Below are 15479 nucleotides of genomic sequence, written 5' to 3' on the forward strand. Positions count from 1 at the left end.
GTATATTCTTGTACGCCGCGCTTCAAGCCGCAGTCGTGTCCTGCAGCACGCCGCGCTTGATCTGGTCGAGTTCAATCGACTCGAACAGCGCGCGGAAATTGCCTTCGCCGAAGCCCTGGTCGCCCTTGCGCTGGATGATCTCGAAGAAGATCGGGCCAATCACCGTCTGCGTGAAAATCTGCAGCAGCAGTTCGCGTTCGGTTTCGTTGCTGTGGCCATCGATCAGGATGCGCAGGCGGCGCATTTCCTCGAGGTTCTCGCCATGGCCCGGCAGGCGGCGGTTGATCAGCTCATAGTAGGTTTCGATCGTGTCCTGGAACACGATGCCGCTATTGCGCAGGCCCTGGACCGAGGTATAGATATGGTCGGTGCCGAGCGCGATGTGCTGGATGCCTTCGCCGTGGTAGGCATCGAGGTATTCGGCGATCTGCGATTTGTCGTCCGACGATTCATTGATCGGAATCCGGATCTTGCCGCACGGGGAAGTCATGGCCTTCGATTTGAGGCCGGTCAGCTTGCCTTCGATGTCGAAGTAGCGCACTTCGCGGAAGTTGAACAGGTTCTCGTAGAACTCGGCCCATTCCTTCATGCGGCCACGGTGCACATTGTGGGTCAGGTGGTCGATGTAGGTCAGGCCGTTGCCGATCGGGTTGGCGATGGCGCCCGGGATGGCGACGAAGTCGACGTCATAGATGCTGATGTCGCCGATGGTGCCCGGCGCGGAACCGGCGTTGGCGCCCTTGCCGCGCCAGCGGTCGACGAAATACAGGAGCGAATCGCCCACGCCCTTGATGGCGGGGATGTTCAGTTCCATCGGGCCGGTCTTGTTGTCGAAGCCCCAGGCGCCCAGTTCGAGCGCGCGCCGGTAAGCCATGGCCGCGTCGTCCACGCGGATCGCGATGGCGCACACCGACGGGCCGTGGGTGCGCGCGAAGCGCTGCGCGAACGAGTCTTTTTCGGCGTTGATGATGAAGTTGATCTCGCCCTGGCGATACAAGGTCACGTCCTTGTGGCGGTGGCGCGCGATGGCGGTAAAGCCCATCTGCTCGAACAGGGCGCCGAGCGCTTTCGGATCCGGCGCCGCATACTCGACGAACTCGAATCCATCGGTCCCCATCGGGTTTTCCCAAGGCGTAAATTGCATGACAGTCTCCTATTTTAATAGGGCACAGTATAGTCCTGCGGCATCGGCATTAAATTTCAAACACTGCCCCACGCGCGGCGATTTGAGCAATAATATTGCGTTGAAATGCCGCTTTCTGAGGAAATATGCCAAAAATTGTGCTGGATAAAACAGATCGGAAGATTCTGGCGATTCTGCAGGCGGACGGGCGCCTGTCGAACCAGGACGTGGCCGACCGGGTCAGCCTGTCGCCCTCGCCCTGCCTGCGCCGCATCAAGCGGCTGGAAGAGGCGGGCGTGATCCGCCAGTACGTGGCGCTGCTCGACCCGGCCCAGATCGGGCTCGGTTTGCTGGCGTATGTGAACGTGCGGCTGGAAAAGCACAGCGAGGGCTCCAGCAACGCGGCCGGAGCGCGCCGCGCCACCAGTTCGCCGCATACCGATTTCGCGCTGTCGGTCGAGCACTGGCCGGAAGTGGTGGCCTGCTATGCGATGACGGGGGAAATGGATTACCTGCTGCGCGTGCACGTGGAAGACATGGACCACTTCTCGCGCTTCATGATGCAGACGCTCCTGAGCCACCCGGCGGTGGCGGACGTGAAGTCGAGCTTCGCGCTGCAGCGGATCAAGGATACGACCGCGCTGCCGCTGGTCTGAGGCTTACTTCTTCGGCACGAAGAACTTGACCGCGGCGCGGGTGTTGGCCTTGAGGGTGTAGTCGATGGTGGCGAACTGCTCGTCGATGGCTTCCCTGAGCATGCTGGCCGGGTCGGGTGGCAGCAGGCGCAGGTAGGCGTCGGCTTCGCCATAGTCGCGCTGGATTTCCATGCCGGCCTTTTTGGCGATGTGCATCATGGTCTGGTTGGACGAGAGGCAGTGCATATACAAGGTGTCGACATCGAGGTTGCGGCAGCGGATGGCGGCGCGCTCGAACAATTTGGAACCGATGCCCAGCCCGCGCGCCGAGGCCGACACCGACACGCCGAATTCGGCCACGATATCCTTGGTGGTGCTGCTCAGGGCGTGCGACGAGGCTGGCCTGGGCGCGAAGGCCAGGTGGCCGACCGCGACCAGCTTGAAGACCGGGTTATAGACGCCGTAGACGGTATCGTGGGAAAAGTCGATCTTGGCGACATAGGCTTCCACCAGTTCATCAGGCAGGTTGGTGCCGAAGCGGAGTAAGCGGTCACTGTTGTCGAGCGCGAGGAAATGCTTGAGCACGCGGTGGCGGTCGCGTTCGTGGAGCTGCTTGACCAGCACCTTGCGGCGGCTCTTGCTACCGCTGCGGGCGCTGAGCCAGTTGCTGAAGGGGTTTGTGAACATGATTGCGGCCGTTTTCCGTGACGTTTATTGTGCAGTGCACCATTTACCCATTGTAGCGCATTCCACCCGTCGTTCCCGACCTGGGCGGCCGCCAAGGTCGGGAACGACGGTTTTGAGGCTAACGAGAGTATCCCTATCGAGCTACCCTCACACCGCCGTCGTTACCGCCGTCGACATCGGCACCTCATTCCACTGCGCCTGCGGACTGAACGAAATCCCGTTCTTGCCGCCCTGCTTGGCCTGGTACATGGCCTGGTCGGCATCGGCCAGCAAGGCCGGCGCGCCACGCATGAAGCCTTCCTTGCCCTTGGCGCTGGCCACGCCGATACTGGCCGAGATGCGCACCGGGAAGCCGCCCGCCTCGGTGATCGAGCGGATCGCGTCGAGCGTCTGCTGCGCCACCCGCAAGGCTCCCTCGCGGCCACTGACCTCTTCCAGCAGGATCACGAATTCATCCCCGCCCAGGCGCGCCAGCGCATCTTCCTTGCGCAGCTTTTCCTGCACCCGTTTGGCCACTTCGCACAGCACCAGGTCCCCGGTCGCGTGCCCGTAGGTGTCGTTGACCGCCTTGAAGCCATCGAGGTCGATGAACATGGCCACCACCACGTCGCCGCGCCGGCCGGCCCGCACCAGCGCATGCGCCAGCAGGCGCGTGAGTTCGCCATAATTGACCAAGCCGGTCAGGCTGTCGTGCTGGGCCAGCTGCTTCAGGCGCGCCGTCTGCGCTTCCAGCGCCGCCGTGCGCTCGGCCACGCGATGCTCCAGCGTCTCGTTGGCGGCCTGCAAACTGCGATTGACCTCGCCGATGATGCTGTAGCTGCGCAGCAGGCGCCGCGCCACGTACATCAACAGCAGCAGCAGCAAACCTGAATACGCAAACAGGTAAGTCCGGTAATGCTGCTTTTCGATCAGCACCTGGTCGAACGAGGTATCGAACAGGCTGCCCAGCTTGTCCATCGCTTCGGCGGTGCGGCTGTTCGCGATATGCATTTCGAGTTCGTTTTCCATCTGGCGGTAGCGCAGGATGGCGTGCGCGTGGCGCCCCAGTTCATCGATGGTGTCGCTCACGCTGTCCGAAAAATCGCCGCGCAGCGGCTGCATCGAGGCGATCGTGCGTTCGATCTGCGCCGCCAGGGCCGGCGACGGCGCCAGGTTGTAGCGCAGGATGTCGCTCAGCAGGCTATTCAGGGCGCTGTCGAGCGCCAGCACCGTGCGCGCCTGCACGATCGCGCCTTCGATGCCATTCAACTCGGTCTTCAGATCGGTGATCGCGGGCGGGAAAAAGATCAGCGAATTGCGCAAGATCGCGTTCTGGGTCTTGAACTGCTCGACCAGTTCTTCCTTCTTCACCAGCGCGCGCGTGACCTGCTCCAGCGCTTCCCCGGCCTTGGCATTGCCGGTGATGGGCAGCGCGGCGCCCAGGCGCAGCTGCAGTTCGCGCATGCGCGCCAGCGGTGCCGAGAGCGGGTCGTAATTGGTGTTCAAGCCGATGTGCGAGCGCAGGATGTTGACGTTCCACTCCGAATCGAGCTTTTCCAGCTCGCGCAGGTTGAGCATGATCCGGTTCTGCGCTTCGATGTCGACGGCCTGGGTGCGGTTGAACAGCACGCCCAGCACCACCATCAGCGCGGCCAGCAGCAGCAGCCCGGCGACGCGGCGCCAGGTGCCGAAGGCGCCCCTCATGGCGGAACTCCCGGCGGCACTGCCGGCGGCACGCCCGGCACCAGCTTCTCGCCGCTCAGGGTGTGCAGGAAGCGCACGATCAATTCCTTGTCCTGCTGCGAGGCGGTGCGCCCGAGCTGGTATTTGAACATCAGCTCGACCGCCTGGTCGAGCGTGCCGACCGAGCCGTCATGGAAGTACGGCGCGGTCAGCGCGACATTGCGCAGGCCGGGCACGCGGAACACGTTGCGGTCGACGTTGCGGCCGGTGACCTGGTAGCGGCCCAGGTCGGCGCCGCTCGTTTCCAGCCCCGGCATCTCGCGCATGGCGCCCAGTTTCTGGAACAGGTTGCCGCCCACGTTGATGCCCTGGTGGCAGGCCGCGCAGCCATAGCTCTTGAAGCGCAGGTAGCCGCGTTCCTCCTCGGCCGTGATGGCGCCGGCCTCGCCGCGCAGATAGCGGTCGAAGCGCGACGGCGTCACCAGCGAACGCAGATACTGGTCGAGCGCGTCGCGCACATAGGCCGGACGCATGACATCGCCGTACACCTCCACGAACTGGGCCGACAGCGCCTCGTCCCGGGCCAGGCGCGCGGCCATCAGCTCCCAGTTGTCGGCAAAGCCCTTGGGCTTGGTGATCACATGGTCGAGCAGTTGCTCGACGCCGCTGTGGCGCCCGGTCCAGGTCTGGCGGTAATTGAAACTGCTGTTGTAGACCGTCGGGGTATTAAAACGCGCCGGCTTGCCGTCCGGCCCCATGGCGAGGGCCTTGCCGTCGGTGCCGCCACGGCGCAACTGGTGGCAGGTGGCACAGCTGTGCGTGCTGTCGCGCGAAAAACGCGGGTCCTGGAACAGGCGCGCGCCGAGCGCGATGCGCGCCGGGTCGCCCACCGCCTTGAGCGGCAGCGGACGGATAGGCTCATTGACAAGCGCCTGGGCCGCAGCGGCACCTGCCCAGCAGCAGGCGAGCGCGGCAAGGGTCCGACCCACGGACCGGCGCAAGGTGGACAGCATCCCGTTTCTCCGTGTCAATGCCAATATCGGATCAAAGAATAGCAGGATTCGCACCGGTCCTGTCGTCCGCCTGACCGGGCTCGTCGCCGAGGCGCAGGGCCGCCTTGACGGCCGAGACGCGCGCCGTATGCACGGCGTGGGGAATTTGCTGCTTGTTGTCGCCGCAGCGCAGCGCCACCTCGCCGGCGTTGACCGAGCGCGCCGCCGCCAGGGCGCCGAGCAGGTAGGGCCCTTGCGGATACGGCCGGGTGCGGAAATCGTCGCCCGCGCCGCCACGTCCGCGGGAGTCGCTCTCGGCCGCCAGCAGCATCTGTTCAAAACGGAGCGGCTTGCGGAAAGCGTCGCAACGCTCGAACAGGGTCACCAGGGTATTGGCACGCAATTGCTGGGCGCGGCTGACGTTGCCGTGCTCGCGCGCCGTCATGACGGCCAGGTCGCGGCACTCGCCTGGCACCTTGAGGCGCGCGCAGACAGCCTCGATCAGGGCCAGGCCAAGCTGCTCGTGGCCGTGGTGGCGCGGCCAGTGTTCGGCGGGCGTGGCGCCCTTGCCCAGGTCGTGCATCAGGGCGGCGAAGCGCACCGGCAAATCGAAACCGCGTTCGGCCGCGTAGTCGATCACCAGCATCATGTGCACGCCCGTATCGATTTCGGGGTGGTGCAGCGGCGGCTGCGGCACTCCCCACAAGGCGTCCAGCTCCGGCATGATGCGCCCAAGCGCCCCGCACTCGCGCAGCACGCTGAGCATGCGCGACGGTGTTTGCTCCATCAGTCCGCGCGCCACTTCCTGCCAGACCCGCTCGGCCACCAGGGCGTCGACTTCGCCCGCCAGCACCATGCGCCGCATCAGTTCCATCGTTTCGGGCGCCACCGTAAAGCCGGGAAAGCGCGCCGCGAAGCGCGCCAGGCGCAGGATGCGCACCGGGTCTTCGGCAAAGGCATCGGAGACGTGGCGGAAGATTTTCGCTTCCAGGTCGCGCTGGCCGCCGAACGGATCGGTGATGGTCCCGTCGGCGTCGCGCGCGATGGCGTTGATGGTCAGGTCGCGCCGCACCAGGTCTTCTTCGAGGGTGACGTCGGGCGAAGTGTGGAACACGAAGCCGCGGTAGCCGGGCGCGGTCTTGCGCTCGGTGCGGGCAAGCGCGTACTCTTCCTGCGTCTTGGGATGCAGGAAGACCGGGAAGTCCTTGCCGACCGGGCGAAAGCCTTCGGCCAGCATGTCTTCGGGCGTGGCGCCGACCACGATCCAGTCGCGGTCCTGCACCGGCAGGCCCAGAAGGCCGTCGCGCACGGCGCCGCCTACGATGTATGTTTTCATGCTGAAGATAGTGTTGACTGAACCGCTATTATGGCTTGCCGCGGATTTCTTCGTCATGGTGGGCGGCGATGTCGGTTTCGGCCAGCGCTTCGCGCACCCAGCGCGCCACGGCCGGGTGGGCCTGGACCCGCTCGCAGTAGGCTTGCAGGGCCGGCGCCAGCGCCACGCCGTAAATCCGGAAGCGCATCACCACCGGCGCAAAAAACGCGTCCGCGATCGAAAAATCGCCGAACAGGAACTGGTGGTGGCCGAAGCGCGACAGGCACTCTTCCCAGATCTCGCTGATGCGGCCGATGTCGCCCTGGGCGCCGGGGGTGCGCCCGCGTCCCGGAAGGCTCATGCGGATATTCATCGCCATGGCGCTGCGCAGGTCGGCAAAGCCGCTATGCATTTCGGCCGTCACCGAACGCGCCATCGCGCGCGCCGCCACGTCCTGTGGCCACATGTGCTTTTCCGGGAATTGCTCGGCCAGGTATTCGCAGATCGACAGGCTGTCCCAGATCGTCATTTCGCCGGCGATGAGTACCGGCACCCGGCCCGCGCCGGAATACTCGGCGATGCGCGCGGACGTATCGGGCTGGTCGAGCAGCACCCGCACTTCGTTGAACGGAATGCCGAAGGCGGTGGCCGCCACCCACGGCCGCATCGACCAGGTCGAATAATTCTTGTTGCCGATGATGAGGGTCAGGCCGGCCTTGCGGGCATCGTCCAGGGTCTGCGAGAGGGTCGGATCAAGTTCTGTGGTTTGCATTGTGACAGTTCCGAAAAAAAGTAAATGGTCAGCGTCCCGCGCGCGCGCGGTAATCGTCGAAGCGTTCGTGTGGCGCCAGGTAGCGCGGCGCCACCGCTTCCAGCGCGCGCAGGTGCAGGCCGAGGGCGGCGGCGGTGGTGGCCTGGATGGCCGGATCGACCACGTTATCGACCTTCATCGAATCGAGGTTGTCGCGGCTGATGATGGGGGCGCCCGGCAGCAGCTCGAACAGCATGGCCTGGAGGCGCGCCAGGGGGTCGGGAATGCCGAACACCGGCCGCCGGTGGCCCGCGTAGCGCCCGGCCAGGCGCACCAGTTCGGCCAGCGAATAGATTTGCGGGCCGCCCAGGCCATACACCTGGTGGCGCGTTTTCAGGTCGCCCAGCGCGTGGGTGAAAGCGTCGGCCACGTCGGCCACGCAGATCGGCTGGAAGTCGGTGGCGGCGCCGGCCAGCGGAATACACGGCAGCCACTTCTGCATGCGCGCGAAGGTGGTGAGAAAACTGTCGCCCGGGCCGAACACCACCGACGGGCGGAAAATGGTGGCCGCCACCGAGGGTTCGGCACGCGCGGCCACTTCGCCGTCGGCCTTGGAGCGCTGGTACATCGACGGGCCGTCGGCGGCCGCGCCCAGGGCGCTCATATGCAGGTAGCGCGCAACGCCGGTGGCGGCGCAGGCGGCGACGATACGGCGCGGCAGTTCGACGTGGGCGCGCCTGAAGTCAGGCCCGTACGGCTGGCCGCGGCGCGAATGCAGCACCCCCACCAGGTTGATGGCGGCATCGGCCCCGGCCAGCAGGCGGCGCAGGGTGGCATCGTCGCCGATGTCGGCCCCCACCACCTCCACGCGCGGCAGGAAGATCAGGTGCCTGGCGCGTTCGGCGCGGCGGGTCGGCACGATCACGCGCGCGCCCTCCTGCGACAGGCGCGCCACCAGATGGCTGCCGATGAAGCCGGAGCCGCCGAACACCACTACCGTCATGTCTTTCATCGTGCTCGCTCCATCAATGATGGCGCCGCGCTAGCGCATCAGGGCAGGTCGTTGCCCTGGGCGCTGCGCGGCGAAATTTTGCCAAGGCGCGCCTTGAGCGACTGCGGCTTGTTCTCGAACAGCGCGGCATAGTTGGTCGCGTTGGACATCACATTCTTCACGTAGATCCGGGTTTCCATGTACGGGATCGACTCGGCGAAGATGGCCCCTTCCATCGGCTCGTCCAGGGTGGCGCGCCAGTTGCGCATGCGACCCGGACCGGCGTTGTAGGCGGCCGTGGCCAGGGTTTGCGAGCCGTCGGCATTGGCCAGCACCATGCTCATGTAGTTTGCCCCGAGCAGGATGTTGGTGCGCACGTCGGTCAGCTTGTTCTTGACGTAGTCGCCCAGGCCGATCTTGCGCGCCACGTAGGCGCCGGTGGCGGGCATGACCTGCATCAGGCCGGAGGCGCCCACGTTCGACTGCGCATCCATGATGAAGCGCGATTCCTGGCGGATCAGGCCATACACCCAGGCCCGGTCCAGGCCGAGCTGCTGCGCGGTCGGGTGCAGGATGTCGTTGTGCGGCGACGGGAAGCGCTGGGTGTAGTCGAACTGGGTGCGGGTACGGTCCGAGGTATTGACCATGCGGTCGAGGATCTGGTTCATGCGCGCGAATTCGGCCGCGGCCAGCAGTTCGCGTTCGCTGAACTTGCGCAGTTCCCAGTTCCACTCGCGCGTGCCCTCGGGGCGCAGGCGCAGGCTGAAGAACTTGAGCGCGCGCCGCAGGCCCGGGTTGCTGGCCATGGGCGCCATTTCCTCGGGCGTGAGGGCGGGACCGGGCGGCGGAATCGAAATGAGCTGGCCCAGTTCTTCCAGCGCCAGCTGGCCATAAAAACTGTTCTGGTCGGCGATGCGCTGGTACAGGGCGACGGCCGCCTCGTGGGCGCCGTGTTCGGCCTGCTGCGCGCGGCCCAGCCAGTAAGTCCAGCCGGGTTGGGCGCGCAGCGGGGCCGGCATCGATTCGATGCTGGCCTTGACGGTTTTCCAGTCGGCGCGGCGCAGGGCGATGCGGGTTTTCCACTGGACCTGTTCGGCCGTGAGCGGCGCGCCGGCGCTCTTGCGCCAGTAATCGTAGGCTTCGGGAGCGAGCGTCAGGGAAGCGGCGTGCGCAATGCCAGCCCAGCCGATGGCTTGCTCCTGGGGCGACAGGCGCGGCGCGTTCTTGTTCAGGGCGATCACGGCCAGCTTCTGGCTGGTGCGCGCCATGCGGGCCACCGCCATCAGGTAGACTTCGTGGTCGGCGCGGGTGTCGCCGATGCCGCGCGCCATGGCCAGCGCCGGCAGGTCGACCGCTTGCGAGGCGTGCAGTTCGGATACGCCGAGCAGCGCGGCGATGCGGCGCGCCGGGCCGGTGGCCTTGGTTTCGCCGGCCAGGCGCAGCTGGGCCAGCAAGTCGTTGGCGTCGAACTGGCCGGATTGGGCCAGGGTGGAAATGAGGGCGCCGCAAGCATCGCCGTAGCCGGGCGGATTGGCCAGCAGTGCACGGGCGTCGTCGGCCACCTTGTCGCCGCGCGCCACGCGCGACATCAGGGCGTAGCACTTGACCTGGGTGTCGTCGTTGAGCACGAACAGGGGCAGCTGCTGGTCAAAATTGGCCCAGTCGCGCGCGCGGCCCAGTTCCAGCAGCCAGTCGTTGCGCAGGCGGTCGGCGATGGCCAGGCCTTTGTAGCGGGTGAGGAAATCGCGGAATTCATCGCCCGAGGCGACCCGCATGCGGGTTTTGAGCCGATAATAATCGACATACGACGGGATCGGATAGTTCTGCAGGCGCGAGGCATACGCGTTGGCCTTGGCCGCGTCATCCTGGCGCGAGGCCTCGCGCAGCAGCAGGAAGGTATCGTCGTCGGCACGCGGGTCGTACGGGGGCACTGGCGCCTGGGCGTAGGCGGGGATCAGGCAGGCTCCGGCGACAATCGCGACGGCAAACAATTTTGGCAAAAACATCAGTATGCAACTCTCCATGGATACTTCATTTAACACATGACCGGCGAACCTAGAATACCATGCGCAAGTGCTGCCCTGCCAGCATCGGCGAACTCGCATGCTGCATTCGCACATGGGGCCGACAAGGCCGCGTTGCGCACGATGCTGAAGGCGGCCCGGCGCGCGCTCGATCCCGTGCAAAAGGCGCAGCGCGATGCGGCGATCGGCGCGCGCGTGCTGGCGTGGTGGCGGGGCCGCACGGCTGGCGAGGCCGCGCTGCTGGGGGTGTATTGGCCGCTGCGGGGCGAGCCCGATTTGCATCCGCTCTACGCCGAACTGGCGCGGGCCGGAGTGCGGCTGGCGCTGCCGCTGGTGGTGGCGCCGGATACGGCGCTGGCGTTCGTGGAGTGGGTGCCGGGCGAGGCCATGCTGAGCGACCGGATGGGGGTGGCGGTGCCGGCGCTGCGGCGGGTGCTGGAGCGCCCGCCGGTGCTGCTGGTGCCGTGCCTGGGGTTTACCGCCGAGCGCTATCGGCTGGGATATGGCGGGGGCTATTACGACCGCACGCTGGAGGCGCTGCCACGGCCGTACACGGTGGGGATTGCGTATGCGGGCGATCAGGTGGCGTTTGCAGGCGCGCAGCATGATGTGGCGCTCGATCTGCTGATAACGGAAGGGTGATTGCTATCTTTCACCACCAACACGCGCTCCGTCGTCCCTGCGCCAAGGCGGCACTCGGCAGGAACAAGTGCGCTCTCAAGCCACAGAGGGCGCTTCGAACTTGGGTCCCCGCCGAGTGCCGCCTTGGCGCGAGGACGACGGTTTTAGGTCAATGCAGCAACAAGTGAGCCGCTGGCATGCATCACCATACAGCCCTCAGGCAGCCCTTAAGCAAGCTTCAAGCGCTCCAACAAGGCCGTCGTCGCCACCGCCTGGTTCATGCTGTAGAAATGCAAGCCCGGCGCGCCGCCGGCCAGCAAGCGCTCGCACAGCTGGGTCACCACATCGAGCCCGAAGGCCTTGATCGAGGCGCTGTCATCGCCGAAACTGGCCAGCTTCAAGCGCACCCAGCGCGGAATTTCCGCCCCGCACATGTCCGAAAACCGCATCAATTGCGTGTAATTGGTAATCGGCATGATGCCGGCGACCACGGGAATATCGATCCCCAGCTTGCGGGTCTGGTCCATGAACGCAAAATACGCGTCGGCGTTGTAAAAATACTGCGTGATCGCGGCATTCGCGCCGCACTGCACCTTGCGCGCGAAGTTCTGCAAATCGTCCTGCGGCGACCTGGCCTGGGGATGCACCTCGGGATAGGCCGCCACTTCGATGTGAAACCAGTCGCCGGTCTCTGCCCGGATGAACTCGACCAGCTCGCTGGCATAGCGCAGCTCGCCCGCGCCGCCGTAGCCGCTCGGCAAATCGCCGCGCAAGGCCACCAGACGCCGGATGCCGTGCGACTGGAACTGTTTCAAGATCGTGCGGATCGACTCGCGCGATGCGCCTACGCAAGACAGGTGGGGTGCGGCCTGGTGGCCCTCGCCGAGGATCTCGACCACGGTGTCGAGCGTGCCCTGCTGGGTGCTGCCGCCGGCGCCGAAGGTGACCGAGAAATATTTAGGTTGCAGCAGCGCCAGTTTGGCGCGCGCCACGCGCAGCTTGTCCGCCCCTTCAGGGGTCTTGGGCGGATAGAATTCGATGCTGAAGTCAGGATTTGCCATCTTTTTTGAGGAGTAAGGTAGACAGCGCCCACGAAATGATGCTGTACAGGATGGCGGCAATAAAAGCCGACCAGAAACCTGACACTTGGAATCCATCGATCAGGTTCGCGACTGCCCAAAACAGCAGCGCATTGATCACGAGGATGAACAACCCCATGGATAGCAGGGTTACGGGCAGAGTCAGCAGAACCAGCACCGGACGGATCAGGGTATTGACCAGCCCGAGCACGAGCGCGGCGACCAGGGCCGCGCCGAGATTCGTGACTTGAACCGAGCTCATCAGGAATGGCAGCGCGCATAGCGCCACTGCGTTAATCAACCACGTCAAAAGTAAGCGCATAAGGGGAAGCGAAAGTCCGGTTGATAAGGGAACGACATGAGCCGGCGCGCGCTCCGCCATGCGGGCGGCGCGCCGGTGCTACTGATTAATAGCGGTAGTGGTCAGGCTTGTAAGGGCCTTCCTTGCTGACGGTGATGTAGGCCGCTTGCTCGTCGGTCAGCACGGTCAGTTGTGCATTGAGCTTTTTGAGTTGCAGGCGCGCCACTTTCTCGTCCAGGTGCTTCGGCAGCACGTACACGCCGACCGGATACTTGTCGGTGTTGGCGAACAGCTCGATCTGGGCGATGGTCTGGTTCGCGAACGACGAGCTCATCACGTACGATGGATGGCCGGTACCGCAACCGAGGTTGACCAGGCGGCCTTCCGCCAGCAAGATGATGCGCTTGCCGCTCGGGAAGATGACGTGATCGACCTGCGGCTTGATGTTATCCCACTCGTATTTCTTGATCGATGCGACATCGATTTCGTTATCGAAGTGGCCGATATTGCAGACGATGGCCTGGTCTTTCATGGCCAGCATGTGCTGTTCGGTCAGGATATGGTAGTTGCCGGTGCAAGTGACGAAGATGTCGCCGTGTTCGGCGGCGTAATCCATGGTCACGACGCGGTAGCCTTCCATCGCCGCCTGCAGTGCGCAAATCGGATCGATTTCGGTGACCCACACTTGCGCCGACAGCGCGCGCATGGCCTGGGCCGAGCCCTTGCCCACGTCGCCATAGCCGGCGATGACGGCCACTTTGCCGGCGATCATCACATCGGTGGCGCGCTTGATGCCATCGACCAGCGATTCGCGGCAACCGTACAGATTGTCGAACTTCGACTTGGTGACCGAATCGTTGACGTTAATGGCCGGGAAGGCCAGCTTGCCTTCCTTGTGCATCTGGTACAGGCGGTGCACGCCGGTGGTGGTTTCCTCGGTCACGCCCAGGATTTGCGGCAGGCGCTTGGAGTACCAGGTGGCATCCTTGGCCAGATGCGCCTTGATCGAGTTGAACAGGCAGATTTCCTCTTCCGAACCCGGCTTGGCCAGCACCGACGGATCGGTTTCGGCGCGCGTGCCCAGGTGCAGCAGCAGGGTGGCATCGCCGCCATCGTCGAGGATCATGTTCGAGTACACCGGCTGGCCGGCTTCGCTTGGCCAATCGAAGATGCGGTGGGTGTAATCCCAGTATTCATCCAGGGTTTCGCCCTTGACGGCGAACACAGGGGTGCCGGCGGCGGCGATGGCGGCGGCGGCGTGGTCCTGGGTCGAGTAGATGTTGCACGATGCCCAACGGACCTTGGCGCCGAGGGCTTCCAGGGTCTGGATCAGCACGGCGGTCTGGATGGTCATGTGCAGCGAACCGGTGATGCGCGCGCCCTTGAGAGGCTGGGCCGCGGCGAATTCCTCGCGGATAGCCATCAGGCCCGGCATTTCGGTTTCAGCGATCTTGATTTCCTTGTTGCCCCAGGCAGCGAGGGAAATATCGGCGATGTGGAAGTCTTGCGAAGATTTGAGTACGGCGTTCATCACGCCCTCCTTTCAGTTAGAAAAAAGTAACGTGAGCGCGGTTGCGGTGGATTTCCGAGCCTGGCGAAATGGGAATTTCGTCGCAACGCTCCTCGGAACGGAGAAGTTTAGCCGCTAACGCCAAGTTGCGCCAGCCAAATTTCGCCCGCACGGCAAAAACGCTGCGGCGCAACATGCCTTAACCGGGGTCTGACCTCTGATTAGAAACATTTCGAATCAGAGGTCAGACCCCGGCCGATAAACCTTGCGCCGAAGTATATAGATGCTGCGTCATGCGAGAGCGAAACCCGGAAAAATGGAATTGTGGACGCTCTCTGGCGAGATTCGTGCGGATTTAGCAGCAATGGCTAGTGTTTTCATTATCGCCGTAGAAATCAGCCACAAACGAAAACCGGGGTCTGACCTCTGATTCGAAATGTTTCGAATCAGAGGTCAGACCCCGGTTGGGGGTGCAAACCGCGCCGGTTGGCGGGTTTGCACGATGTGGATCAGGAGAGGCCGGCTTCGGCGCGCAGCAGGGCGACCTTGTCGGTGCGCTCCCAGGTGAATTCCGGCTCTTCACGGCCGAAGTGACCGTACGCCGCACTCTTCTGGTAGATCGGACGCAGCAAATCAAGCATCTGGACGATGCCTTTCGGACGCAGGTCGAAGTGTTCCATCACCAATGCGGCGATTTTTTCGTCGGAAATCACGCCAGTGCCTTCCGTGTAGACAGTGATGTTGATCGGCTTGGCCACGCCGATCGCGTAGCTGACCTGCACCTGGCACTGGCGCGCCAGTCCGGCCGCAACCACGTTCTTGGCCACGTAACGCGCCGCATAGGCCGCGGAACGGTCGACTTTCGATGGATCCTTGCCCGAAAACGCACCGCCGCCGTGGGGAGCGGCGCCGCCGTAGGTGTCGACAATGATCTTGCGCCCGGTCAGGCCGCAATCGCCCTGCGGGCCGCCAATCACGAAGCGCCCGGTCGGGTTGACCAGGTAGCGGGTGCCATGCAGCCATTCGGGCGGCAGCACTTTCTTGATGATCTCTTCAATCACCGCTTCTTCGATCTGCGCGTGCGTCACTTCCGGCGCGTGCTGGGTCGACAGCACCACGGTGTCGACCCCAACCGGACGGCCGTCGACGTAGCGCAACGTCACTTGCGACTTGGCATCCGGACGCAGCCACGGCAGGCGGCCATCCTTGCGCAGCTGCGACTGGCGCTCGACCAGGCGGTGCGCGTAGTGAATCGCGGCCGGCATCAGCTCGGCCGTCTCGTCGCAGGCGTAGCCGAACATCAAGCCCTGGTCGCCAGCGCCCTGGTCCAGGTCGAGCCCGGCGCCTTCGTCCACGCCCTGGGCGATGTCGGGCGATTGCTTGTCGTAGCAAACCATCACCGCGCAGCCGCGGTAGTCGATGCCGTAGTCGGTGTTGTCGTAGCCGATGCGCTTGATGGTTTCGCGCGCGACCTGAATATAATCGACGTTGGCGTGGGTGGTGATTTCACCGGCCAGCACCACCAGACCCGTATTGCATAAAGTCTCGGCAGCAACGCGCGCTTTCGGGTCTTGCTCAAGGATGGCGTCGAGGATGGCGTCGGAAATTTGGTCGGCTACCTTGTCGGGATGGCCTTCCGAGACGGATTCGGATGTGAAGAGATAATCGTTTGACATGCAATGCTCCTGTTACTGGTGGATTGAAGTCGCAGTAACCGGGTTGCCTGCGACGCTTTAGCGACATTTATATTCCGCTTCGCAAGTTGTCTATTAACTCGGCGGATCCTGC

General features: G+C 64.4%; 14 protein-coding genes and 1 riboswitch. Of the genes, 2 read left to right on the forward strand and 12 right to left on the reverse strand.

Annotated elements, in window-relative coordinates; translation table 11 throughout:
• Window positions 1-22: 22 nt before the first annotated feature.
• Window positions 23-1144 (reverse strand): 4-hydroxyphenylpyruvate dioxygenase, encoded by a 1122-nt coding sequence (gene hppD / locus F2P44_RS00840; RefSeq protein ID WP_167084135.1) that lies wholly within the window; start codon window positions 1142-1144, stop codon window positions 23-25.
• Window positions 1145-1269: 125 nt separating this feature from the next.
• Here hppD and F2P44_RS00845 point away from each other — a divergent pair, with 125 nt between their 5' ends.
• Entirely contained in the window at window positions 1270-1779 is a 510-nt protein-coding gene (locus F2P44_RS00845; RefSeq protein WP_167084137.1) for an Lrp/AsnC family transcriptional regulator, read from the forward strand.
• 3 nt (window positions 1780-1782) lie between these two features.
• On the opposite strand, the gene F2P44_RS00850 is transcribed toward F2P44_RS00845, so the two are convergent.
• From F2P44_RS00850 to F2P44_RS00880, 7 genes are all read right to left on the reverse strand, one after another.
• On the reverse strand, window positions 1783-2445 hold the full coding sequence (locus tag F2P44_RS00850; protein ID WP_167084138.1) for a GNAT family N-acetyltransferase: 663 nt from the start codon (window positions 2443-2445) through the stop codon (window positions 1783-1785).
• Window positions 2446-2592: 147 nt separating this feature from the next.
• On the reverse strand, window positions 2593-4128 hold the full coding sequence (locus F2P44_RS00855) for a DAHL domain-containing protein (protein WP_167084149.1): 1536 nt from the start codon (window positions 4126-4128) through the stop codon (window positions 2593-2595).
• Window positions 4125-5096, reverse strand: a complete 972-nt coding sequence (locus tag F2P44_RS00860) for a cytochrome-c peroxidase (protein WP_370662615.1) — start codon at window positions 5094-5096, stop codon at window positions 4125-4127. The genes F2P44_RS00855 and F2P44_RS00860 overlap by 4 nt, the downstream gene beginning before the upstream one ends.
• A 55-nt stretch (window positions 5097-5151) precedes the next feature.
• Window positions 5152-6435, reverse strand: a complete 1284-nt coding sequence (locus F2P44_RS00865) for a multifunctional CCA addition/repair protein (protein ID WP_167084153.1) — start codon at window positions 6433-6435, stop codon at window positions 5152-5154.
• A 28-nt stretch (window positions 6436-6463) separates the two neighbouring features.
• Window positions 6464-7186 (reverse strand): glutathione S-transferase family protein, encoded by a 723-nt coding sequence (locus F2P44_RS00870; protein ID WP_167084155.1) that lies wholly within the window; start codon window positions 7184-7186, stop codon window positions 6464-6466.
• A gap of 28 nt (window positions 7187-7214) precedes the next feature.
• Window positions 7215-8177 (reverse strand): complex I NDUFA9 subunit family protein, encoded by a 963-nt coding sequence (locus F2P44_RS00875; RefSeq protein WP_167084157.1) that lies wholly within the window; start codon window positions 8175-8177, stop codon window positions 7215-7217.
• A 38-nt stretch (window positions 8178-8215) separates the two neighbouring features.
• Entirely contained in the window at window positions 8216-10162 is a 1947-nt protein-coding gene (locus tag F2P44_RS00880) for a lytic transglycosylase domain-containing protein (RefSeq protein WP_167084159.1), read from the reverse strand.
• A 36-nt stretch (window positions 10163-10198) separates the two neighbouring features.
• Here F2P44_RS00880 and F2P44_RS00885 point away from each other — a divergent pair, with 36 nt between their 5' ends.
• Window positions 10199-10822, forward strand: a complete 624-nt coding sequence (locus F2P44_RS00885) for a 5-formyltetrahydrofolate cyclo-ligase (protein WP_167084161.1) — start codon at window positions 10199-10201, stop codon at window positions 10820-10822.
• 206 nt (window positions 10823-11028) lie between these two features.
• Here the strand turns inward: F2P44_RS00885 and metF are convergent, their stop codons facing one another.
• The 4 genes from metF to metK form a co-directional block, all read right to left on the reverse strand.
• Window positions 11029-11862: a methylenetetrahydrofolate reductase [NAD(P)H] gene (gene metF / locus F2P44_RS00890; protein ID WP_167084164.1), complete on the reverse strand. Its 834-nt coding sequence runs from the start codon at window positions 11860-11862 to the stop codon at window positions 11029-11031.
• Window positions 11849-12202, reverse strand: coding sequence for a phage holin family protein (locus tag F2P44_RS00895; protein ID WP_167084637.1), 354 nt, complete (start codon window positions 12200-12202; stop codon window positions 11849-11851). Before F2P44_RS00895 ends, metF begins: the two co-directional genes overlap by 14 nt.
• 85 nt (window positions 12203-12287) lie before the next feature.
• The gene (gene ahcY, locus F2P44_RS00900; RefSeq protein ID WP_167084166.1) at window positions 12288-13712 is read right to left on the reverse strand and encodes an adenosylhomocysteinase; all 1425 of its coding nucleotides are present in this window, start codon (window positions 13710-13712) and stop codon (window positions 12288-12290) included.
• Between the two features lie 26 nt (window positions 13713-13738).
• Window positions 13739-13812, reverse strand: a riboswitch (S-adenosyl-L-homocysteine riboswitch).
• Window positions 13813-14200: 388 nt separating this feature from the next.
• A complete protein-coding gene (gene metK / locus F2P44_RS00905) occupies window positions 14201-15367 on the reverse strand; it encodes a methionine adenosyltransferase (RefSeq protein ID WP_167084168.1) in 1167 nt (388 codons plus the stop codon).
• Between the last annotated feature and the right edge of the window lie 112 nt (window positions 15368-15479).

This window comes from Massilia frigida (genome assembly GCF_011682175.1).
Lineage (GTDB): Bacteria > Pseudomonadota > Gammaproteobacteria > Burkholderiales > Burkholderiaceae_D > Telluria_A > Telluria_A frigida.